The following is a 23009-nucleotide window of genomic DNA, read 5'->3' as shown; positions in this document are numbered from 1 at the left end:
GGCATAACCGGCGTGCGCGCCGCGCCGTGTTTGTTGGTAATAAGTTTTACAGATGGACCGTAATTGCAACATCAGATTAATGGAGGAAACGCAGCGGAAACCCATCAGGGCCAGCTTTTAGGAGAGTTCTGAGAGCGGGTGAAATCGTGCCGTAATCTTAAGCTGAACGTGGATTTTTCAGCGGCTTAAGGCAGCTAGCATAGCGTGGGGCGGCATTACACCGCCCGGGAATCATTAGTGCAGCTTGAGGCGCGGACGCAGTACGCGGTTAAGACTGCCGACCAGCATCATCAACCCGGTCTTGAAGTATCCGTGGAGCGCAATCTGGTGCATACGATATAGAGAGATGTAGACAAAACGCGCAATGCGCCCTTCCACCATCATCGATCCGCGCATCAGGTTGCCCATCAAACTTCCTACGGTGCTGAAGCGGGAGAGCGATACCAGCGAACCGTGATCTTTATAGACATAGGCTTTCAATGGCTTGTCTTTACGCTGGGCGAGAATATTGTCCAGTGCCCGCGACGCCATCTGATGCGCCGACTGCGCACGCGGCGGCACAAATCCGCCACCCGGCAGCGCGCAGGATGCGCAATCGCCAATGGCATAGATGTCGTCATCCAGCGTGGTTTGTAACGTCTCTTTCACCACCAACTGATTGATGCGGTTGGTTTCCAGGCCGCCAATCTCTTTCAGGAAGTCTGGCGCTTTAATACCGGCCGCCCACACCATCAGATCGGCATCAATGAATTCGCCGCCTTTGGTATTCAAGCCCTTTTCTGTGGCGCTGGTTACCATCGTTTGCGTCAATACACGCACGCCGAGCTTAGTCAGTTCCTGATGTGCCGCGGCGGAGATACGCGGTGGCAACGCCGGCAGAATACGTTCACCGGCTTCCACCAGCGTGACATTCAACGAGCTGCTATCCAGACCTTTATAGCCGTAGCTGTGCAGCTGTTTCACCGCGTTATACAGCTCTGCGGAGAGTTCCACGCCAGTGGCGCCGCCGCCGACAATGGCAATATTCACTTTCTCCAGGCTGCCTTCGCTGGCCGAGAAACGCAGGAACAGGTTAAGCATTTCGTTGTGGAAACGACGTGCCTGATGCGGGTTATCGAGGAAGATGCAGTGATCTTTTACCCCCGGCGTGCCGAAGTCGTTTGAGGTACTGCCGAGCGCAATGACCAGGCGATCGTAGGCCAGCTCACGCTGCGGCACTAATAACGCACCTTCCGCGTCGCGGATTTCGGCCAGCTCAAGGGTTTTGCTTTCACGGTTGATTTGCGTCAGCGATCCCAGTTGGAACTGGAAGCCATGATTACGCGCGTGGGCCAGGTAGCTCAGCGCATCAATCCCTTCGTCCATCGAACCGGTTGCCACTTCATGCAGCAGCGGTTTCCATAGATGGCTGTGGTTACGATCGACCAGAATGATCTCGGCTTTCTTCTTGCGTCCCAGCTTGTGACCGAGCTGCGTTGCCAGCTCTAAGCCACCCGCACCACCGCCGATGATAACGATTTTTTCCATAGATGTAGTCAACAAAGACCCCCTCAAAGTTGTAAACCAATAGTTAATTAATGGTTAATAAAAACCTTAATAAACATAGGGTTGGCGACGTTAAATCGCGAGCTGAGGGCAGAATATCACGGCGTCGGAGACATCACATAAGAAAATTGATGTACATCAATCTTTCAGCTGAATTATCAGAATGTTACACATTTTATGCGCCGCATCACACGGCGCGCTGGCGATCAGGCGAGGAGTTTGAACGCTTTGATGCGCTGTAAATGCGGCGCGATATTCTTAAATTTATGGCTGGCTTCGTCATCCCAGATGATTTCATAGAACGGATGCAGATGCCCCGCACTGCGCTGATTATCCAGCGCTTCATCCTGACGAGAGAGAATCGCCAGGCACTTTTCGCGGTTCTTTTCACGAAAATCGCTGACGCACTTGGTAGCAATATCGAGATACTCTTCCGGGCGATCGATTTTGCCTTCCATGTTTTCAAACGGGAACAAATTAGGATTGAACATCACCTGACGCATGCCGCAGAGAAAACCAATGCGCTCGGCCCAATACCCGCCCAGCCCAACCCCGCATATCAGCGGATGCGCATCATCGCCCTGTTGCTGCAGCTTGTCGCACTCTTTGAGCAGAAACTGCATGTCGTGTTTGGGATGGCGAGTGCTGTAGCTCACTAATCTGACGTCCGGGTCGATAAACTGCAGCTGCAGCACCTTTTCATGGTTGCCCGGACTGTTGGAATCAAAACCGTGCAGATAGATGATCATGATTATCCTCAGCGTGGAATGAAATCCGGGCAGCGACGCTTATCTGCCCGAGACTTTGTGCGCCAGCCAGCGCTCTTGTAACGCGCTTAACTGACGCTGATTTTGCCGCCAGCGATCGCTTGCCAACAGGCTTTGACGGGTTAAACGGCCTTGATGGTATAACTGTGTAACGCGCTCTGCCTCGATCGGCGTCAAGTTATCCAGCACGCTCACCGCGCCCGCGCGCTGATTGCACACCAGGATCATATCGCAACCGGCATTCAGCGACTGCTGTGCGCGTTCGGCGTAGCTGCCCATCACCGCCGCGCCTTCCATTGATAAGTCATCAGAGAAAATCACGCCGTTGAAGCCGAGCTCTTTACGCAACACGGTTTGCAGCCAGTACGGCGAACCACTGGCGGGCAACGGGTCCACCTCAGTATAGATAACGTGCGCCGGCATCACCGCATCGAGTAGCTGCTCGTCAATCAACTGCTTAAAGATCGCCATGTCATGCTGACGCAGCGTCGCGGCATCGCGAGGGTCGCGCGGCGTCTCTTTATGCGAATCCGCGCTGACCGCGCCGTGACCTGGGAAATGTTTACCGGTGGTTTTCATGCCCGCTTCATGCATGCCGTTGATAAAACGACGCGCGACCTGCAGCGCGATGGACGGATCTTCATGGAACGAACGATCCCCAATGGCCGCACTGATGTGACCAATATCCAGCACTGGCGCGAAACTGATGTCGATGTCCATGGCGATCATCTCTGCCGCCATTTGCCAACCCGCCTGCTGCGCCAGTTCACCCGCAACGTTGAGATCGTGTAGCGCGGCGAAAGATTGCATGGCCGGCAGCTGCGTGAAGCCGTCGCGGAAACGCTGTACGCGGCCGCCTTCCTGATCCACCGCCACCACCAGACGATGACGCGAAGCAGCGCGAATCTGGCGCACCAGCTCTGCCAACTGCTCGACATCGTGGAAGTTGCGGGTAAACAAAATCAGCCCGCCCACCAGCGGATGCTGCAGAATTTCGCGCTCTTCGGCGTCCAGCTCATAGCTTTCGACGTCGAGCATCAGCGGTCCAGGCGTGTTCATGGTCATGTTTAAAATCCTAGGTTAAAGATCGTGCCAGCTGGCCTGCGCCAGCTGTAGTAATGTGTCATCCTGGCTCTGCTCGGCACGCAGCTGATACCAACTGGCCATCAACAATTGCAGCCACGGCTGCCAGCGCTGCATCTGGCGCGCCAGCGCTTGCTCGTCCAGATGGGCCTGTGCGGCATAACCGCTAATCCACGCCGATCGCGTATCACCATCAACTGCACACACCGCCGCCAGTTCCAGCGCCACGTCGCCGTCGGCGGCATATTCCCAGTCGATCAGGCGTAATCCGGCAGGCGTAGCAATCAGGTTACCGGCATGCACGTCCATATGCAGTGGCGCAAGGCGCAATGGCTGCGGTTCGCCCTGCTGTAATAAGCGCTGCAGACGACGCTGCCAGCGCCAATGACGCTGATGGCAAAGCTGCCAATAGCGCTGCAGCAGCGGCGCTAAGCGTAAACGATAGCCGGTTAACGGCTGTTGGTGCAGACGCTGCAGCAGCAGCAAAATCGCCTCTCGCTGCGCGTTAAACTGCGCGGGCGTGAGCACCTCGCCCGATAGCCAACTTTGTAGTAGCCAGGGATCGCGCCACGCCAGCGGCTGCGGCCCCAACTCCGCGTGCCTCAGCCGCTGCAACACGCGGTATTCGCGCTGGCGATCAACAAACGGAATCACCTGCGGCGGCGCACGTCGCGCCAGCAACTCGCCCTGCGACGTCTGCACGCGCACGCTTTGCCCGCTCAGTCCCGGCAGCGCGAAAAAATGACCGGCAGCTTGCGCCGTCGGCCATTGTTGCTGAATCATTTTTTGCAGCTGGGGATCAGGGTTGAGCAACACCGTTTCCTGACCAGATGATTTCACCGGTCTGCACCAGCATCAGCTGCATTTGCAGCGTCGGCGCTTTCACATCGCCCTTCGCATTGCTGTACAGCACATACTGCGCGTTGACGTTGCGTGCCAGACCAATCGCTTTACTGCGCGAATTAAGGCTGTCATCTGGCGATAAGCCCAACGTCTGCTTGGCCTGCGCCAACTGCTCTGGCGTGATCAGCGTGAACTTGCCGTTATTGGCCAGCGCATTCTGGATCGCGTCGGTGGCTTTGTCAGTTTGCAACGCGCCGTTAGTGCTGTTCTTAATGCGATCCACCAGCAACACGCTGCCCGGATTCACGCCTGAAGATTGCACCATTTTACCCACCAACGGTTGTATGCTGGCGTCCCAGTTAATGGTTTTTAGCTTCGGTGGCTGCGGCACGGTTTGCGGCGGCGGCACTGGCTGCGTTGGCGGCTCTACCGGCTGAGTAGGCGTGGTCGGCTGCGTGGGTTCTACCGGTGCCGGCGTCTGTTGTTGCACAACACAACCGGTGAGCATTAGCGCAAACAGCAGCGCGCCCGAACGTTTAATACTGCGAATCACAGCTTACTCCTTAAAGATAAAGATAGAGACGCACCTTACTGGCGGTCGGATTGCCCATTTGTGAAGCCACTTCTACGCTACCATGCGCCGGTACGATTTGGATCTGCGCTGGCTCTTCCGGCGTAATTTCCAATCCTTTATCGTCGTACCAGTAGAAACGATAGTGTACTTTCACCGGCGTTTCACGCTGGTTGTACAACACGCTCATGGCACGCTGCTGACCATCTTCTTCGGTCAACTTAGGATCATCAGTAATAATACCCGCGGATAACACCGCCGATTCCATTACCAGCGACTGTGAAGTATTAATCATCGGCTTATCACTGCTGCAACCCGCAAGGGTTAGCAACAGCAAGCCACTCAGCCATTGACGCATCACGTTGTCCGCCTGAGTTAGATGGCCAGCATTGGGCCCAGCGGCTGACCGCCGACCAAATGCATGTGGATGTGATAAACCTCCTGACCGCCGTGACTGTTACAGTTCATGATCAGGCGATAACCGTCTTCGGCGATGCCTTCATCACGGGCAATTTGGGCTGCCACGGTGATCATGCGGCCCAGCGCCTGCTCGTGCGCGGCCTGCACATCGTTGGTTGTTGCAATCAATACATTGGGGATGATCAGAATATGGGTGGGCGCTTTGGGCGCGATATCACGGAAGGCGGTGACCAGTTCGTCCTGATAAACCACGTCGGCGGGAATCTCGCGACGGATGATTTTACTGAAAATGGTTTCTTCAGCCATGGTGCATTTCCTTAAGCCTGAGTTCAGTCAGGCAGTATGCGTGAGGAATTCCATTTCTTTCAACCTCAGGACCACATTTCCTTCATTAAATGGCTGCCTTTAAGCCGATTTCTCACCTGAACCTCAGTGTGCTGGACCTCGCATTTCTAACACTTCATTAACCACAAAAATGAAACGCTGTTTTATAAATTAGAGATATCACAGCATTTTCTTTGTAATTTTGCCACTCACCTGCGAGTCATTGCGAAATAACGAAGGTTTGCCGGCTTAAGCCGCTCTACTTTCAATCCAATCCGAGCAAGTTGTACGGAGTAATGAGGGATGTGTTTACCGACTTATTCAAGGAGAACCTGCCATGCGCTCTCGTAAGATTGGCCTGGGCCATTATCTCGCCTATGGGTCCGGGGATTTCCTCGGTGCAGGCACCACGGCGTTAACTGCCGCCTGGCTGCTCTACTTTTACACCACTTTTTGTGGGCTCTCGCCGATACAGGCCACCTTCATTTTCGCCGCCGCCCGCGTGCTGGACGCGGTGGTAAGCCCGCTAATGGGCTTCCTGACCGATAACTTTGGCTCGACCTGGCTCGGCAAGCGCTTTGGTCGTCGCAAGTTCTTTATCCTGCTCGGCATCCCATGTGTGTTCAGCTACAGCCTGATGTGGGTTGGCGACATGAGTTTCTGGTGGTATCTGCTGACCTATCTGCTGTTCGACATCGTCTACACCATGATTCTGGTGCCTTACGAAACGCTGGTGCCGGAGATGACCGATGATTTCAAACAGAAAACCCGTTTCTCCGGCGCGCGTATTGGGCTGGCGCAGCTGTCGGCCATTCTGGCGGCGTTCCTGCCGGGCGTACTGATTGGTTGGTTTGGCAAAGAAAATCCCATCTCCTTCTTCTATGCCAGCCTGGTGTTCTCCGTGATTTGTGCGCTGGTATTAACGCTGGTCTGGCTGTTTACCTGGGAACGCGATCCGGATGATTTCTCCGCCGAATCGCGCCGCGCAGAGCAGGAGAAATCACAGCTGACCTTGCTGCAAAGCCTGAAACGCCTCTACACCGAGTTGGCCTCAACGCTGCGTATTCGTATTTTCCGCCAGCATCTTGGTATGTATCTCGGCGGCTATATCGCGCAGGACGTGTTCAACGCGGTGTTCACCTGGTATGTGGTCTTTGTGCTGATGCAAAGTGCGCAAATCGCCTCCAGCTTGATGGGCACCATGGCGGTGATGCAGTTTATTGCGGTGATGGCGATGATTCCGCTGTGTATTCGCCTTGGACCTGCGCCCGCGTACCGTATGGTGGTGGTACTGTTTGGTCTTAGCGCCCTCTCCTACGCCGGATTGTGGTACACCGGCATGAACGACAACTTTGCCTTACTGGTACTGATTTCTGGCCTCGCAGGTCTGGGTCGCGGCGGCATCAACTATGTGCCGTGGAATACTTACACCTATATCGCTGATGTCGATGAAGTGATTACCGGTCAGCGCCGCGAAGGTATTTTCGCCGGCATCATGACGCTGACGCGCAAAGCCTCGCAAGCGGGTGCGGTGATGTTCGTCGGCATCGTATTGCAGCTGGCTGGATTCTCTTCCGGCCAGGCCACGCAGGTGCCTGCTGTCGGCCATACCATTCTGGCGATTCTGAGCGTCGGTACCCTTTGTGTGCTGGCCTGCGGCTTCATTATTTCACTGCGCTTCAAACTCAACCTGCAAACCCACACCGTATTGCGCGAAGAGACGTTGAAGATGCGCGAAGCCGGGCGCGTGGTGCCAGAACGCATTACGCCGCAGGCGCGGGGCATCGTCGAAATGCTGGCGGGCATGCCGTATGAAAATCTGTGGGGCAACAACAACGTCGGTTATCTCAACCGCCACAAAGCGGCAGCGCCGCCGCTGCCGGCTCAACCAAAATCTTTACCTTCTCTCTCTACCCTGATTAACGATAGGAATGAACCATGACTGTATTTCCTGTAAAGCACAGCGCGTTATTGCGCCAGCCGGAATATCTGTTGCCACGCACCGAACTGGTACAGCTCATTCAACGGCTAACGCAGAATCTGGTAAACATTACCGATCATAGCGGTGAGTTTTTACTGCGTCTCGATGATGGTCGCGTGATCGATACCAAAGGCTGGGCCGGTTGGGAGTGGACGCACGGCATCGGTTTGTACGGCATGCTGCATTATTATCAACAGACCGGCGATCAGGCGACGCTGAAGATTATTGATGATTGGTTCAGTACGCGGCTGGAGGAAGGCACCCCGACCAAGAACGTCAATACCGTCTGTCCATTCCTGACACTGGCTTATCGCTATGAAGAGACGCGAAATGCAGCGTGGCGACCGGTGCTGGAGCGTTGGGCAGAATGGGTAATGTATGATATGCCGCGCACCGAACAAGGTGGATTGCAGCACATCGTTTACAACAACGAGAACACCCAGCAGCTGTGGGACGACACGTTAATGATGAGCGTGATGGCGCTGGCGAAGATTGGGCAACTGCTGGATCGCCCGGAATTTGTCGAAGAAGCCAGCTATCAGTTCCTGATTCATACCCAATATTTGATGGATCGCCAAACCGGCCTGTGGTTCCACGGCTGGACGTTTGAGGGGCGGCACAATTTTGCTAACGCACGTTGGGCGCGCGGCAACAGCTGGGTCACCATCGTCATTCCTGACTTCCTTGAAATGATGAATTGGCCGGAACATCACGCCACGCGTCGTTTTCTGCAGCAGGTGCTGGAGAGCCAGGTAAAGGCGTTGCGTGCCTGTCAGCACAGCAGCGGATTATGGCATACCCTGCTCGACGATCCCAACAGCTACCCAGAAGCCTCCGCGACCGCCGGGTTCGCCTACGGCATTCTAAAAGCCGTACGGAAACGTTATCTTCCGGCTGAGTATTTACCCGTTGCAGAGCGCGCACTGCGGGGTGTGGTCGGCAATATCGATGAGGATGGAGAGTTGAAACAAGTGTCGTTCGGCACGGCAATGGGCAGCGATCTGGAGTATTACCGCCAGATACCGCTTACCTCGATGCCGTATGGCCAGGCAATGGCGCTACTGTGTTTAACGGAATATTTGCGCGTTTATTTATAAATAAAAAATGCCCTCATATGAGGGCATTTTTACGCACCGAAATTAAAGTGCGTTGAAGCGGCGGCAGAGGAGGAAAGCATCCCAAGCCAGGGATGGCTTGGGGCGAGCCCCAGGGATGGTTTATGGCGTCTTTACGATCTGACGCCGCGTCATCGCACCGGCTCTGCCCGCCAACTTAGGTTACATACTGCGGATATAGTCATCCATTTCGGTTTTCAGGTTATCGGATTTAGTGCCGAAAATCGCCTGAACACCGGAACCTGCCACCACCACGCCACGTGCGCCAAGGCTTTTCAGTTCCGCCTGATCAACCTTACCGACATCCGCCACGCTCACACGCAGACGGGTAATACAGGCATCAAGATTAGTGATGTTCTCTTTACCACCAAACGCGGTAACCAATTTGCCTGCCATTTCACTGCCAGTTGCGCTGCTCTGCTCCATCGCAGTGTCCTCACGGCCAGGTGTTTTCAGGTTCAGTTTCACAATCAGGAAACGGAATACGCTGTAGTAAATCAGGCCGTAAATGATGCCCACAATCGGGAACAGCCAGATTTTGCTGCTGTTACCACTCAGCACGATAAAGTCGATCAGACCGTGTGAGAAGCTGGTGCCATCACGCATGCCAAGCAGAATACAGATTGGGAAGGCCAGACCTGCAAGAATCGCGTGGATCACATACAGAATCGGTGCCACGAACATGAAAGCGAATTCGATCGGCTCGGTGATACCGGTCAGGAATGAAGTCAACGCGGCTGAGATCATGATGCCGCCCACTTTGGCGCGGTTTTCTGGTTTTGCCGTGTGCCAAATGGCAATCGCTGCTGCTGGCAGACCATACATTTTGAACAGGAAGCCGCCAGAGAGTTTGCCTGCAGTTGGGTCGCCCGCCATGTAACGTGGAATATCGCCGTGGAACACCTGACCTGCGGCATTAGTGAATTCACCAATCTGCATCTGGAAAGGAACGTTCCAGATGTGGTGAAGACCAAACGGCACCAGCGAGCGCTCAATCAGGCCGTAAAGTCCAAAAGCCACAACCGGATTTTGATAGGCTGCCCACTGCGAAAATTCCTGAATCGCCGTACCGATTGGCGGCCAGATGAATGACAGCACGACACCGGTGAAAATCGCGGCCAGACCGGAAATGATCGGCACAAAGCGTTTGCCGGCAAAGAAGCCGAGATACTCAGGCAGTTTAATGCGGTAGAAGCGGTTGAACATATACGCCGCGATGGAACCTGCGATGATGCCGCCCAGTACGCCGGTATCAGCCAGATGCTTCGCTTCGATTTCCGCAGCGGAGATGTGCAGCACCAGCGGTGCGACCACTGCCATGGTTTTCACCATAATGCCGTAAGCAACCACGGCCGCCAGCGCGGAAACGCCGTCGTTATTGGTAAAGCCGAGAGCCACACCAATCGCAAAGATCAGCGGCATATTGGCAAACACCGAACCACCCGCTTCGGCCATAACGTGGGAAACCACTTCCGGCAGCCAGCTGAAGTTTGCTGAACCAACACCTAACAAAATACCGGCAATCGGCAGAACCGATACCGGCAACATCAGCGATTTACCTACTTTCTGCAGGTTCGCAAATGCGTTCTTGAACATAGAAACTCCTGAGTATGAGTGCAATTTTTTGCGCAATGCGCATGGCTTAGGGGGAGGATCCTTCGCCGGGGTGACGCTAAGCGTCTTTTGATTTATTACGAAGAGTAAAATAAATCGCTAATTGTTAAATTGACGGCCATCACATTTCGTTAAGGATGGGGCTTTGCTTTCAGTCATTTCTTACTGACTTGCGCTAATAAAAAACAATAAAACACTGCCTGCGCCCTTTCAGGCACAGTACAGTTGAATGTTTTCTGATTAATTACAGCATTTGAAATAAAGCGGTTAACCGCCGAGACGACTCATCGGGATGTGGAACAGGCGGGAGAAGTTTTCCGTGGTGGCAGCGGCCAACGTTTCGATATCAACGCCCTTTACTACCGCCATATAATCGGCAACGTCACGCGTAAAGGCCGGTTGATTCTCTTTACCACGGTGCGGTACCGGCGCCAGATAGGGCGAATCGGTTTCCACCAGCATGCGATCAAGCGGCACATAGCGCGCCGCCTCGCGGATCTGCTCGGCATTGCGGAACGTCAGAATGCCGGAGAAGGAGATATAAAAACCGAGATCAAGCAGCTTAGCGGCGGTTTCTTTATCTTCGGTGAAGCAGTGCAACACGCCGCCGCACTTCTCCACTTGCTCTTCACGCAGAATCGCCAGCGTGTCTTCCCGTGCATCACGCGTGTGCACAATGATCGGTTTATTTAGCGCGATGCCGGTACGGATGTGCTCACGAAACGAGGCTTGTTGCTGCGCCTTGGTTTCCTGCTGATAGAAGTAATCCAGTCCGGTTTCACCCAGTGCTACCACGCGATCTTCGGCAGCCAGGCGGCGAAACTCTTCAACGTCATACGGCGCTTCCTGATTCAACGGGTGCACGCCACACGCCAGCGCAACGTTTTCACAATCGCCCACCAACTGTTTAATTTTGTAGTAATCCGGCAAGGTGGTGGCAATCGCCAGCATAAACTTCACATCGCGCGCCGCCGCTTTAGCGATGACATCATCCAGATCGCGATGGTGCTTTTCATAATCGAGGCCATCAAGATGGCAGTGTGAATCGACAATAAACATAGTTATCTCTTATTTCGCTTAGCCGACCGTGGCTGGAGCCAATAAACGGCTCCAGGCGAGTAAACGATCGGTCAATATTAACTCTCGGTTGAGCGCGGCCACATGCAGTAACTGTTCGCGGCATTTCATCCACTGCTGCGCGCTGCTATTCAGCGCACCGCTATTCATCTGCTGTGCCAATTGCGTGACCACATCCGGACGATCGCCATTGCTCAGCCACTGACTCGCCCCCTGCTGCACTTTCATCGCATCTACCAGCAGCGAAATCAGCCAGCTGAGACGTTCAGCAACATCGTCGCTGTTCAGCGCCGGTAACAGCTGCAGGATATCGCCGTTAAGCGCTTTGATCAGCGTTTCACACAGCGTTTCACGCGCCTGCCAGCGCTCGGGCTGTAACAGCGTCAAGGCGGCTGCAGGTGCGCCATTACTTAAACGCAGGGCGGCGCGCAGTTTTTCTTCCGGCTGCGGCTGCTGTTTCTGCAACCACTGCAGGCTATGTGCCTCTTCCGGCGGTGACAGATGCCACGTCATGCAGCGACTGCGCAGCGTTGCCAGCAGGCGTGAAGGTTCACGCACGCTGAGGAAGAACCAGCAATTTGCCGGTGGCTCTTCCAGCGTTTTCAGTAACGCATTGGCGGCAGCTTCCGTAAGCTGTGCGGCATCGGGCAGCCATACGATCTTTGCGCCGCCCTGCTGGGCAAAGTGATACAGCTTTTCAGTGACATCACGCACCGCATCAATACCCAGTGAAGATTTACCCTTGTCGGCTTCCAGGCGATACCAATCCGGGTGTGTGTGCGCCTGCATTAACTGGCAGCCGTGGCAATGACCGCAGCTTTTCAACCCTTCCGGCTGCAAACACATCAGCCAACGGCTGACGCCCCAGATCAGCGCATCATCACCCATGCCTTCGATGGCCTGCACCAGCAACGCGTGATGCGCCTGACCGCTTTGATGGCGCGCAATGATCTGTCGATAAGGCTGATTCAGCCACGGATACCAATTCATGCGGATTGGCCTGCCAGCCAGTTACGCAATGCGCTTTGAAGTGACGATGTCACGTTTTCGATATTCTGCGTCGCATCAATGGTAAGGATGGAGGAATCCTTAGCGGCTAAGGCCAGATAGCGTTCACGCGTGCGCTCAAAGAAACGCAACGATTCCTGCTCGATACGGTCCAACTCGCCGCGCGCGCGCGCTCGTTGCAGACCAATTTCTGGCGTCACGTCGAGATAGAGTGTGAGATCGGGGCGGAAATCGCCCAGCACCGCATCGCGCAGCGTGGTCATCAGCTGCGCGTCCAGGCCACGGCCGCCCCCCTGATAGGCTTGTGAAGAGAGATCGTGACGATCGCCTATCACCCAAGCCCCGCGTGCCAGCGCAGGTTTAATTACGTTCTCGACCAGCTGTACGCGTGCTGCGTACAACATCAGCAGCTCGGCTTTATCCGTCACCTGTTCGCCATCAATGCCCTGTTTGACCAACACCCGCAGCTGTTCTGCCAGCGGCGTGCCGCCCGGCTCGCGCGTAAAGACGACATCATTAATACCGTGTTCATGCAGTACGGTAACCAGCGCATCGCGCGCGGTGGTTTTACCTGCACCTTCCAGGCCTTCAATGACGATAAACTTACTTTTCATTTTTTTCCTTCATTGCCAGCCTGTAAACCTGCACCGCTTTGTTGTGACTGGCCAGATTGGTGGTAAAGGTGTGCCCACCTTTGCCATCTGCGACAAAATAGAGGTAATTGGTCTTCTCCGGATGTGCAGCTGCTTCAAGGGAAGCACGGCCCGGCATCGCAATCGGTCCCGGTGGCAAACCGCTAATGGTGTAGGTGTTGTAGTCGGTTGGCGTTTCCAGATTTTTACGCGTTAACGTGCCGGTATAGCTGTCGCCCATACCGTAAATCACCGTGGGATCGGTTTGCAATTTCATACCGGTACGCAGACGGTTGATAAACACCGACGCTACGCGCGCGCGCTCTTCACTCACTCCGGTCTCTTTCTCAATGATCGACGCCATGGTAACCAGATCCTGCTCTTTCTTGTAAGGCAGATTGTCCATGCGCCCCTGCCAAATCTCATCAACCAGCTTGTTCATACGCGTGTGCGCACGTTCCAGCAGCGCCACATCACTGGTATTGGCGGTGTAAAGATAGGTATCTGGGTAGAAGCTCCCTTCAAGCTGGCTCACATCAAGTTTGAGCGCAGCGGCGACGGTGGCAAATTGATCGTCGGTTAGCGTGTGTTTCAGGTATGGCGCTTTACGCAGTTCTGCTAACCACTCGGTAAACCGGGAACCTTCAATGAAACGCACCGGGAATTGTGCTTCTTTACCGCTTGCCAGCAGTTGCAGTAGCTGTCGCACCGTCATGCCGGTTTCCAGGCGATAGGTACCCGCCTTAAAACGTGCCAGTTCCGGCTCCAGTTTCAGCAACGGCCCAAACCAGATGCTTTGAGGAATGATGTGCTGGCTTTCCAGTTGCGCTTCCAGCACTACGCGACCGCTGCCCGCGGGCAAGGTATAAATGGTTTCCTGCTGCAGTGTTAACGGCGTATCGGCTAAACGTTCAATCTGCCAATAGCTAAAGGCGGCGGCAAGTCCTGCGACCACCACGGCGCCTGCGAGAATTTTTTTCATTCGAGTCATGATACTTCCATCGTCGGGCAACTGGCGCGCAGTTGCTGATACAGCGAACGTGCGATAAACGATACGTCGTCAATTTGTCGCACGGGTAAAACCGGCATCAGGGCGTTACAAATCACCACTTCATCGGCGTTCAACACCTCGTCCCTGTTGCCATCAATAAGCTGACAAGTCTGGCCATTCGCGGCCATCTGCGCCATCAGATAACGACGCATAATCCCATCCACGCCAGCCTGTTCAAGATTCGGCGTATAGACGTTGCTGCCTTTGCGCCAGAATAAATTGGCCGCACAGCATTCCACCACCGTCCCGCCAGTGTCAAGCACCAGCGCTTCGTCGCCGCCTGTCTGGTCAAGATGCTGGCGAATCATAACCTGCTCAAGCCGATTCAGGTGCTTCACTCCGGCCAGCAACGGGTTGCGCGCCAGACGTATTGGGCTGGTGTGGAGCACTGCGCCCTGCTGTTGCAGCGTAGCGTAATGCTGGGGCCACGGAGCGCGCGCGATAATGCGGGTTGGTGAGTGGCAACCAGCGCGGCTGTAACCGCGTCCACCTGCGCCCGGCGTTAAAATAACTTTCAATACCGCCTGCGCTTGTCCCGCAGCGGCCTGGCGCATTTCTGCTGAGAGTTGCAGCAAATCAGGCGCATCCATTATCAACCGGGCGCAGCTATCCTTGAGACGCTGCAGATGCGCTTCCAGCATAACAACATTGCCGTTAATCACCGCGGCGGTAGTAAAGCAGCCATCACCAAATTGCACCGCGCGATCGCGTGCTGAAAGCTCGGTTTGCTGTATGCCGTTTATCCACATATTGGCCACCTTGAATACCGCGGTAGAAATATAAAAAAGGCCCGCATTGCGGGCCTCTGTATGGCTGAGGAGCGATTATACCTTGCGGAAGATCAGCGAGCCGTTCGTGCCGCCAAATCCAAAGGAGTTACACAAGGTGTACTCCAGTCCGCTGACCTGGCGCGCCGTATGCGGCACGAAGTCCAGATCGCAACCTTCGTCAGGATTGTCGAGGTTGATGGTCGGTGGAATCGCCTGGTCGCGCAGCGCCAGAATCGAATAAATCGCTTCTACCGCACCCGCAGCGCCCAGCAGGTGGCCGGTCATCGACTTGGTAGAGCTGACCATCACACTGTGAGCCGCAGCACCAAACACCGATTTAACCGCCTGCGCTTCCGCTTTGTCACCGGCTGGCGTCGAGGTGCCGTGCGCGTTGACGTAGCCAATCTGGTCAGCGTTCAGCTGTGCGTCACGCAGCGCGTTGATCATCGCTGCTGCTGCACCTGAGCCGTCTTCCGGAGGTGATGTCATGTGATAGGCATCGCTGCTCATACCGAAACCAATGATCTCAGCATAAATCTTCGCACCACGTTTCTTAGCGTGTTCGTACTCTTCCAGTACGATAATGCCAGCACCATCACCCAACACGAAACCGTCACGATCTTTATCCCACGGACGGCTTGCCGCCTGAGGATTGTCATTCCGCGTGGAGAGCGCACGAGCAGCACCAAAACCGCCTACACCTAACGGCGTACTGGCTTTCTCCGCACCACCGGCCAACATCACATCTGCATCGTTATACGCAATGATACGTGCCGCATGACCAATGTTATGCACACCAGACGTACAGGCAGTTGCGATAGAGATGCTAGGACCTTTCAGGCCGTACATGATGGTGAGGTGACCTGCAACCATGTTTACGATGGTAGAAGGCACGAAGAATGGGCTGATTTTGCGCGGTCCACCGTTGACTAGCGAGCTGTGGTTATCTTCGATTAAACCCAGGCCGCCAATGCCAGAACCGATTGCCGCACCAATGCGACCAGCATTCTCATCGGTTACGACCAGACCTGAGTCTGCCATAGCCTGAATACCAGCAACGATGCCGTATTGGATGAAGTCATCCATCTTGCGCTGATCTTTGCGCGAGATGAAATCATCGCAATTAAAACCTCTTACTAAGCCCGCAAATCGCGTTGCGTAGGCACTAGTATCAAAATGGTCGATCAGGCTAATGCCGCTCTGACCGGCAAGGAGAGCACTCCAGGTAGACTCTACGGTATTGCCGACAGGAGACAACATGCCAAGACCAGTCACAACTACACGACGCTTAGACACGCACGTCCTCCAGGGAGGGAAAAAATAACGCTATGTGGGGCAAACATAAAACTCAGGCGGTCGAGGTGACCGCCTGAAGATATTCATTAGCCTTTATGGCTATTGATGTAGTCGATCGCTGCCTGAACGGTAGTGATTTTCTCAGCTTCTTCGTCTGGAATTTCGGTATCAAACTCTTCTTCCAGAGCCATTACCAGCTCAACGGTGTCAAGAGAATCTGCACCAAGGTCTTCAACGAAAGAAGCAGTGTTAATCACTTCGTCTTCTTTAACACCCAGCTGCTCAGCTACGATTTTCTTAACGCGTTGTTCGATATCGCTCATACTATTTAATTTCCTATCAAAACTCGCTTTCGCGATGGTTTTCGTAGTGTATAAAATGTTGAAAAAGATGCAACAAAATCCCGGCTGGTCGAACCACGATTTTGCGTTATTCTGCGGTGTTTACCGCAGATAAAGCAAATGTTTTCGTGATTATCAGACCATGTACATGCCGCCATTGACATGAAGCGTCTCACCCGTGATGTAGGCTGCTTCGTCAGAGGCTAAGAATGCAACAGCATTGGCAATCTCCTGCGGGTCACCTAAACGACCTGCAGGAACTTCTGCCAAAATACCGGAACGTTGATCTTCGTTCAGTGCACGCGTCATGTCCGTCTCAATAAAGCCCGGAGCCACGACGTTTACAGTAATGCCACGTGACGCAATTTCTCGCGCCAGTGATTTGCTAAAGCCAATCAAACCTGCTTTTGCTGCCGCATAGTTTGCCTGGCCCGCGTTACCCATGGTCCCAACTACAGAACCGATGGTAATGATACGGCCTACGCGTTTTTTCATCATGGCACGCATAACCGCCTTGGAAAGACGGAAGACAGATGTCAGGTTGGTATCCAGGATATCCGCCCACTCATCATCTTTCATGCGCATCAACAGATTGTCACGCGTAATGCCTGCATTATTGACTAAAATGTCCACTTCGCCAAATTCGGCGCGAACTTGTTCGAGGACGCTCTCAATTGAGGCTGCATCAGTAACGTTCAGCAGCAGGCCTTTGCCCTTGTCGCCGAGGTAAGCACTGATTGCTTCCGCACCGCTTGCACTGGTGGCGGTACCCACCACTTTCGCACCGCGCGCAGCCAGCGTTTCCGCAATGGCGCGACCGATACCGCGGCTTGCACCGGTAACCAGCGCTACTTTACCTTCAAAGCTCATGTTTTTCCTCTTATTCCTGTGTAAGCGCCGCGCTCAGTGAAGCAGAATCGTTCACGGCAGCAGCACTCAGGCTATCCACAATTCGTTTGGTCAGACCGGTCAGGACTTTCCCTGGACCGACCTCCAACAGCTGCTCAACGCCCTGCGCAGCAATAAACTCGACCGATTCGGTCCAACGTACTGGGCTATAGAGCTGACGCACCAGCGCGCTACGAATCGCAGCACCTTCAGTTTCACACTTCACGTCGACGTTATTTACCACGGGCACCACCGGTGCACTGAAGGTGATGGCTTCAAGCGCAACAGCCAGTTTATCGGCTGCGGGCTTCATCAACGCACAGTGCGATGGCACGCTGACCGGCAGTGGCAGTGCACGTTTGGCACCGGCAGCCTTACATGCCGCCCCTGCACGCTCAACCGCTTCTTTATTGCCAGCGATAACCACCTGACCCGGCGAGTTGAAGTTAACCGGTGAAACCACCTGACCTTGTGCACTCTCTTCGCAAGCTTTACGGATTGAAGCATCATCCAGGCCAATAATGGCCTGCATGGCGCCGGTACCTTCCGGTACGGCTTCCTGCATCAGCTTACCGCGCAGCTCAACCAATTTAATGGCATCAGCAAAATTCAACACGCCGGCACAAACCAGCGCTGAGTATTCACCCAGGCTGTGACCTGCCATCAACGTTGGTTTTACCGCATTTTTGCTTTGCAATACGCGATAGATAGCCACTGAAGCTGCCAGCAACGCAGGCTGCGTCTGCCAGGTTTTATTCAGTTCTTCAGCCGGTCCCTGCTGGACCAACTGCCATAAGTCATAACCCAGCGCATCAGAAGCTTCACGAAAAGTAGCTTCAACCTGCGGGTTTTCAGCAGCCAAATCGGCTAACATGCCGACGGTCTGCGATCCCTGTCCTGGGAAAACATAAGCAAATTGCGTCATCTTTCGTTCCTGTCAATCAAAAGCGAACCAGCGCAGAACCCCAGGTGAAACCACCACCAAAGGCTTCCAGCAGAATCAGTTGTCCCGGCTTGATACGGCCATCACGCACCGCTTCGTCCAGTGCACTTGGCACTGACGCGGCAGACGTATTACCGTGACGATCCAGCGTAACCACAACTTTCTCCATGCCCATGCCGAGCTTTTTGGCGGTTGCGCTAATAATGCGCAGATTCGCCTGATGCGGCACCAGCCAGTCGAGCATTTCACGATCAAGATTATTGGCTTGCAGGGTTTCATCAACAATGTGCGCGAGTTCAGTCACGGCCACTTTGAAGACTTCATTGCCCGCCATCGTCAGGTATGCAGGTTCATCCTGGTGGGCACGATCCTGATACGGCAGCGTCAGCAATTTGCTGTAACGTCCGTCGGCGTGCAGATGGGTAGAAAGAATGCCTGGCTCTTCGCTCTGGCTCAGCACCACAGCACCGGCGCCATCTCCGAACAGAATGATGGTGCCACGATCGTTAGGATCAAGCGTTCGCGCCAGCACGTCAGCACCGATCACCAGCGCATGCTTCACCACACCATTTTTGATGTATTGATCGGCAACGCTCAGTGCATAGGTGAATCCCGCACAGGCAGCGGCCAAATCGAAGGCAGCGCAATCGTTAATCTCCAGCATTTGCTGGATCATGCACGCTGAACTTGGGAAGGCGTGACTGGAAGAGGTAGTCGCCACAATAATCAGGCCAACGTCGCTCGCATTCACACCCGCCATATCCAGCGCGCGCTGTGCGGCCGTGAAGCCCATGGTCGCAACGGTTTCTTCCGGTGCTGCAATACGACGCTCGCGGATGCCGGTACGAGTAACAATCCACTCGTCCGTCGTTTCAACCATTTTTTCCAGATCCGCATTGGAGCGAACCTGCTCAGGCAAATAACTGCCGGTACCGATAATTTTGGTAAACATCTACGCTTTGTCACTCCTGGCTAATACAGTGTCAAGGCGCGCCGCAATCCTCTGGGGGACTTGCTTTCGCACCGTCTGCTCTGCCTGCTCTATCGCCACGGTAAACGCGCGTTGATTCGCCGCACCGTGGCTTTTGATCACTGTTCCGCGCAATCCTAACAGACAAGCGCCATTGTACTGGTCGGGGTTGAGGTGGCCGAAACGCTTTGCCAGACGCTTTTGAATCCAGCGTCCCAGCAATTTTAACCACCATGCCCGTTTTTTTCCTTCCTCTGACGATTTGAGCAAAGAAAGGAACATTCTTACCACGCCTTCCATGGTTTTTAGCGTGACGTTACCGACGAAGCCATCACAAACCAGCACATCCGTCTTGCCGGTGAGGAGATCGTTCCCCTCAAGATATCCAATATAGTTGATTTGCGGTGATGCTCGCAGCACAGCAGATGCGGCGCGGATTGTTTCCAACCCTTTGGTCTCTTCCTGACCAATATTCAGCAGCGCAACACGCGGTTGAGCGATCTCCAGCACTTCTTCGGCCATCACTGCGCCCATGATCGCAAACTGCACCAGCATCGCGCTATCGGATTCGACGTTAGCGCCGAGATCCAGCACCACCGTTTTACCCTGCTGCTGATGCGGCAATACCGTCATCAACGCCGGACGCTCAATGCCATCCAGCGGCTTGAGCAACATTTTCGCCAGGCCCATCAGTGCGCCGGTATTTCCCGCGCTGACACAGGCTTGCGCTTTCCCTTCTTTGACCAATTCTAACGCCACACGCATTGAACTGCCGCGGCTGTTACGAATCGCCTGAGAAGGTTTGGCATCACTTGCAATAACCGATTCGGCAGGAATAACCTGCACACGCCTCTGTAACGAGGAATCCGCTTTGGCAAGAAATGACGAGATGATGTCGGGATCACCGACCAGAAGAAGAACCAGCTCCGAATGAGAGGCCAGTGCCTGCAAGGCTGCAGGCACTGTCACGCAAGGACCGAAGTCCCCGCCCATGGCATCAACTGCCAGGGTCAAACGTGTCAAGGTATCGCCTTGTGTAATCGCGAGGATTACTTGGTGATAACCTTGCGACCGCGGTAGTAACCATCCGCAGTGATATGGTGACGCAGATGAGTTTCGCCAGAAACTTTATCTACTGACAGAGCAGCAGTGGTCAGAGCATCGTGTGAACGACGCATACCACGCTTAGAACGGGTTGGTTTATTCTGTTGTACGGCCATGGACCTTACTCCTATTACTTACGCTTTAAACTGGCTAATACGGCAAAGGGATTTGGCTTTTCTGCCTCTGGAGGCAGTTGACCAAATACCATGTCCGCGTCGGACACTTCACAGTGTTCAGAATCATGCACCGGAACCACGGGCAGGGCGAGGATGAGCTCATCTTCGATCACTGCCAGCAAGTCGATCTCACCAAAATCATTGACATCAACTGGCTCGTAGGCTTCCGGTAGTGCCTCAGCCTGATCATCAGAAGAGACAGGGCTGAAGCAATAGCTTACGTGAACATGACGTGGAAACGACTGGTTGCAGCGTTGACATGACAGAGTCACCTGCACTTCGGCTGTTCCTTGCAGAACGGCGAGGCGCTGGTTGTCAACCGCAAACGACATATCGCATTCAACTTCACTGTCCACACTCACGACCGTTTCGGCCAAGCGCGCCACCAATTCAGGTGCATAAACACCATGATAATCAAGGCGTTTTTGCGCGGCGCGGACCGGATCGAGCGTCAGGGGTAATTTTACCTTTTGCATAGGGCGCGCATATTAACTTTGTAACGTCATAGAGTCAAAGAAAAAGGCCGGTTTACGGCATCTTTCACCCGTTAGTCGCATCCAGTGCGGCGCATAGTTTAAAATGACTGTCATCTTTACGCTATCTATTCTGAAAAAAAATGATGACACCTTTAGTTTTAGCTTCTACCTCCCCTTTTCGTCAGGCGCTACTGAGCAAACTGGGCCTGCCTTTTATTACTGCGGCCCCTGATTGCGACGAATCACCACGCCCACATGAATTCGCTCCCGAGCTGGTGCAGCGGCTGGCACTAGCCAAAGCGCAGGCGCTCGCCGCACGTTACCCGGGCAGTTGGATTATCGGTTCCGATCAGGTCTGTGTGCTAAATGGTGAGATAACCGGCAAACCGCATACCGTGGAGAAAGCCTGCCAGCAACTCGCGGCCGCCAGCGGCAACGCCATCACCTTTTATACCGGGCTGGCACTTCTGCAACCGCAGAGTGGCAAACAATCGGTCATTTGCGAACCCTTTACCGTGCATTTCCGCGAGTTAAGTGCCGAAGAGATTCGCGGCTATGTTGAAAAGGAACAGCCGCTGCAGTGCGCCGGCAGTTTCAAAAGCGAAGGATTGGGAATTTGTTTATTCGACAGGCTGGAAGGTCGCGATCCCAATACTTTAATTGGCTTACCGTTGATCGCGCTGGGTGAGATGTTAAGAGCGGTGGGCATCAATGCATTATGTTGATGCCCAAAAATCAGGCTTTTTTCTGACGCAATTGCGCGAGGCAATGTTTCAGGGCGCCATCCAGTGGCGCTTCCATCCGCAGCACTTCTCCGGTGTTGGGATGGGTGAAAGTTAACGCTGCCGCATGCAGGAACAAACGCGATAAGCCCGTCGAACTCAATTGGGCATCAAAGTCGCGGTCGCCGTAACGATCGTCAAAGGCGATCGGATGACCACCGTGCAGCGTATGCACACGAATCTGATGGGTGCGGCCCGTTACTGGGCTGGCTTTCACCAGGGTGGCGAAACCAAAACGCTCTTCCACTTTAAACCGCGTCTCTGAAGGCTTGCCGTCCGCACTTACTCGCACCACTCGCTCGCCACTCTGCAAAATATTCTTCAGCAGCGGTGCCTGCACCACTTTGAGGTGCGAAGGCCAGTCACCGCGCACCAGCGCCAGGTAATCTTTTTGCATGCCCTTCTCGCGCAGTTGCTCATGCAGCGAACGCAGCGCCGAGCGCTTCTTCGCCACCAGCAGGATGCCAGAAGTATCGCGATCGAGGCGATGGACCAATTCCAGAAAACGCGCTTCCGGACGCAGCGCACGCAGCCCTTCAATCACACCAAAACTCAATCCGCTGCCACCGTGTACCGCCGTGCCCGACGGCTTGTTCAGCACTATCAGGTAATCATCCTCATAAAGGATGGCATTGGTGAGCGCTGCAACTTTATCCAGCTTGGGTGAAACGGTATTCTCTTCGCGCTCGGCAACCCGCACCGGCGGAATACGCAACTCATCGCCATCCTCCAGCTTATATTCCGGTTTCACGCGTTTTTTGTTCACCCGCACTTCGCCTTTTCGCAAAATGCGATAAATCATGCTTTTCGGCACACCTTTTAGCTGGGTGCGCAAAAAGTTATCAATTCGTTGTCCGGCATTTTCAGCCGTGATGGCGACATACTGTACGCCGGGATTCTCTGTTTTCATGGCGGCGATTCTAATTAGTGTCCCTGGATAGCGCCACCCCTTTTTCTGTGCTTAACTCTCTCTTTGTCGCGTCATGAAGCGGTGAAAATGGTGACATTTTCAGCGATGCGATGATTAGCCCTGCAAATGAACAGGTTATGGATGAATAAACTTCTCAGCTTGGCAAAAGTCGCCTTGCTATATGTTGGTGAGCAATGGAATAATGCAGGTGTTTCTGCCTGGAAAGATTCAGGCAGGAAAAAGAGCGAAATAAGTCATTTTGCCGGATTGAACGGACACGCAGCAATGGCGTAAGACGTAATGTTAAATCAGGCACTTAGCG

At 54.2% G+C, this 23009-nt stretch carries 26 protein-coding genes; 4 read left to right on the top strand and 22 right to left on the bottom strand.

All coding sequences use genetic code 11. From position 1 onward, the window contains the following. Positions 1–234 precede the first annotated feature (234 nt). The 7 genes from AC6I8K_RS07540 to hinT form a co-directional block, all read right to left on the bottom strand. Positions 235–1539, bottom strand: coding sequence for an NAD(P)/FAD-dependent oxidoreductase (locus tag AC6I8K_RS07540; RefSeq protein ID WP_064740894.1), 1305 nt, complete (start codon positions 1537–1539; stop codon positions 235–237). 212 nt (positions 1540–1751) lie between these two features. Further along, the gene (gene ycfP, locus AC6I8K_RS07535; protein WP_497826467.1) at positions 1752–2294 is read right to left on the bottom strand and encodes an alpha/beta hydrolase YcfP; all 543 of its coding nucleotides are present in this window, start codon (positions 2292–2294) and stop codon (positions 1752–1754) included. Between the two features lie 39 nt (positions 2295–2333). Continuing rightward, positions 2334–3377 carry a beta-N-acetylhexosaminidase gene (gene nagZ / locus AC6I8K_RS07530; protein ID WP_497826466.1) on the bottom strand — a complete coding sequence of 348 codons (1044 nt, stop codon included), beginning with the start codon at positions 3375–3377 and terminating at the stop codon, positions 2334–2336. Positions 3378–3392: 15 nt separating this feature from the next. Beyond that, a complete protein-coding gene (thiK, locus tag AC6I8K_RS07525) occupies positions 3393–4178 on the bottom strand; it encodes a thiamine kinase (RefSeq protein ID WP_483817877.1) in 786 nt (261 codons plus the stop codon). A gap of 16 nt (positions 4179–4194) precedes the next feature. Continuing rightward, on the bottom strand, positions 4195–4791 hold the full coding sequence (gene lpoB, locus AC6I8K_RS07520) for a penicillin-binding protein activator LpoB (RefSeq protein WP_497826465.1): 597 nt from the start codon (positions 4789–4791) through the stop codon (positions 4195–4197). A gap of 10 nt (positions 4792–4801) precedes the next feature. Continuing rightward, positions 4802–5167, bottom strand: coding sequence for a YcfL family putative periplasmic lipoprotein (locus AC6I8K_RS07515; protein ID WP_064740889.1), 366 nt, complete (start codon positions 5165–5167; stop codon positions 4802–4804). 17 nt (positions 5168–5184) lie between these two features. After that, the gene (gene hinT, locus AC6I8K_RS07510; protein ID WP_483817186.1) at positions 5185–5535 is read right to left on the bottom strand and encodes a purine nucleoside phosphoramidase; all 351 of its coding nucleotides are present in this window, start codon (positions 5533–5535) and stop codon (positions 5185–5187) included. Positions 5536–5890: 355 nt separating this feature from the next. Between hinT and AC6I8K_RS07505 the strand changes: the two genes are divergently transcribed. Both AC6I8K_RS07505 and bglB read left to right on the top strand, forming a co-directional pair. Then, positions 5891–7495: an MFS transporter gene (locus AC6I8K_RS07505; protein ID WP_483817185.1), complete on the top strand. Its 1605-nt coding sequence runs from the start codon at positions 5891–5893 to the stop codon at positions 7493–7495. Further along, a complete protein-coding gene (gene bglB / locus AC6I8K_RS07500) occupies positions 7492–8631 on the top strand; it encodes a beta-galactosidase BglB (RefSeq protein WP_483817184.1) in 1140 nt (379 codons plus the stop codon). Before AC6I8K_RS07505 ends, bglB begins: the two co-directional genes overlap by 4 nt. 180 nt (positions 8632–8811) lie before the next feature. On the opposite strand, the gene ptsG is transcribed toward bglB, so the two are convergent. From ptsG to yceD, 14 genes are all read right to left on the bottom strand, one after another. After that, positions 8812–10245 (bottom strand): PTS glucose transporter subunit IIBC, encoded by a 1434-nt coding sequence (ptsG, locus tag AC6I8K_RS07495; protein ID WP_064740885.1) that lies wholly within the window; start codon positions 10243–10245, stop codon positions 8812–8814. 285 nt (positions 10246–10530) lie between these two features. Beyond that, a complete protein-coding gene (locus AC6I8K_RS07490; RefSeq protein ID WP_497826464.1) occupies positions 10531–11322 on the bottom strand; it encodes a metal-dependent hydrolase in 792 nt (263 codons plus the stop codon). Between the two features lie 18 nt (positions 11323–11340). Next, positions 11341–12330, bottom strand: coding sequence for a DNA polymerase III subunit delta' (gene holB / locus AC6I8K_RS07485; protein WP_064740883.1), 990 nt, complete (start codon positions 12328–12330; stop codon positions 11341–11343). After that, positions 12327–12962 (bottom strand): dTMP kinase, encoded by a 636-nt coding sequence (gene tmk, locus AC6I8K_RS07480; protein WP_497826463.1) that lies wholly within the window; start codon positions 12960–12962, stop codon positions 12327–12329. Before tmk ends, holB begins: the two co-directional genes overlap by 4 nt. Beyond that, on the bottom strand, positions 12952–13971 hold the full coding sequence (gene mltG, locus AC6I8K_RS07475; RefSeq protein ID WP_064740881.1) for an endolytic transglycosylase MltG: 1020 nt from the start codon (positions 13969–13971) through the stop codon (positions 12952–12954). Before mltG ends, tmk begins: the two co-directional genes overlap by 11 nt. Next, on the bottom strand, positions 13968–14780 hold the full coding sequence (gene pabC, locus AC6I8K_RS07470; protein ID WP_497826462.1) for an aminodeoxychorismate lyase: 813 nt from the start codon (positions 14778–14780) through the stop codon (positions 13968–13970). The genes mltG and pabC overlap by 4 nt, the downstream gene beginning before the upstream one ends. Before the next feature lie 75 nt (positions 14781–14855). After that, positions 14856–16097, bottom strand: coding sequence for a beta-ketoacyl-ACP synthase II (gene fabF / locus AC6I8K_RS07465; protein ID WP_064740879.1), 1242 nt, complete (start codon positions 16095–16097; stop codon positions 14856–14858). A gap of 86 nt (positions 16098–16183) precedes the next feature. Continuing rightward, on the bottom strand, positions 16184–16420 hold the full coding sequence (acpP, locus tag AC6I8K_RS07460; RefSeq protein ID WP_064740878.1) for an acyl carrier protein: 237 nt from the start codon (positions 16418–16420) through the stop codon (positions 16184–16186). A gap of 153 nt (positions 16421–16573) precedes the next feature. Continuing rightward, positions 16574–17308 (bottom strand): 3-oxoacyl-ACP reductase FabG, encoded by a 735-nt coding sequence (gene fabG / locus AC6I8K_RS07455; protein WP_007885776.1) that lies wholly within the window; start codon positions 17306–17308, stop codon positions 16574–16576. A 10-nt stretch (positions 17309–17318) separates the two neighbouring features. Beyond that, a complete protein-coding gene (gene fabD / locus AC6I8K_RS07450; RefSeq protein WP_064740877.1) occupies positions 17319–18251 on the bottom strand; it encodes an ACP S-malonyltransferase in 933 nt (310 codons plus the stop codon). Positions 18252–18267: 16 nt separating this feature from the next. Further along, a complete protein-coding gene (locus AC6I8K_RS07445; protein ID WP_064740876.1) occupies positions 18268–19221 on the bottom strand; it encodes a beta-ketoacyl-ACP synthase III in 954 nt (317 codons plus the stop codon). Next, on the bottom strand, positions 19222–20262 hold the full coding sequence (gene plsX, locus AC6I8K_RS07440; RefSeq protein ID WP_064740875.1) for a phosphate acyltransferase PlsX: 1041 nt from the start codon (positions 20260–20262) through the stop codon (positions 19222–19224). Positions 20263–20288: 26 nt separating this feature from the next. Beyond that, positions 20289–20459: a 50S ribosomal protein L32 gene (rpmF, locus tag AC6I8K_RS07435; RefSeq protein ID WP_007885783.1), complete on the bottom strand. Its 171-nt coding sequence runs from the start codon at positions 20457–20459 to the stop codon at positions 20289–20291. A 14-nt stretch (positions 20460–20473) separates the two neighbouring features. Then, entirely contained in the window at positions 20474–20995 is a 522-nt protein-coding gene (gene yceD, locus AC6I8K_RS07430; RefSeq protein WP_064740874.1) for a 23S rRNA accumulation protein YceD, read from the bottom strand. Between the two features lie 143 nt (positions 20996–21138). Between yceD and AC6I8K_RS07425 the strand changes: the two genes are divergently transcribed. Further along, positions 21139–21720 carry a Maf family protein gene (locus AC6I8K_RS07425; RefSeq protein WP_497827230.1) on the top strand — a complete coding sequence of 194 codons (582 nt, stop codon included), beginning with the start codon at positions 21139–21141 and terminating at the stop codon, positions 21718–21720. 10 nt (positions 21721–21730) lie between these two features. On the opposite strand, the gene rluC is transcribed toward AC6I8K_RS07425, so the two are convergent. Continuing rightward, positions 21731–22687, bottom strand: coding sequence for a 23S rRNA pseudouridine(955/2504/2580) synthase RluC (gene rluC / locus AC6I8K_RS07420; RefSeq protein WP_064740872.1), 957 nt, complete (start codon positions 22685–22687; stop codon positions 21731–21733). A gap of 141 nt (positions 22688–22828) precedes the next feature. Between rluC and AC6I8K_RS07415 the strand changes: the two genes are divergently transcribed. Beyond that, on the top strand, positions 22829–22981 hold the full coding sequence (locus AC6I8K_RS07415) for a hypothetical protein (RefSeq protein ID WP_155726423.1): 153 nt from the start codon (positions 22829–22831) through the stop codon (positions 22979–22981). The last annotated feature ends 28 nt before the right edge of the window (positions 22982–23009 follow it).

Source organism: Pantoea sp. X-Soil-ISGK-421 (assembly GCF_059730785.1).
Note: the sequence above shows the minus strand (reverse complement) of the source record. Positions and strands in the feature narration are given on the sequence as shown.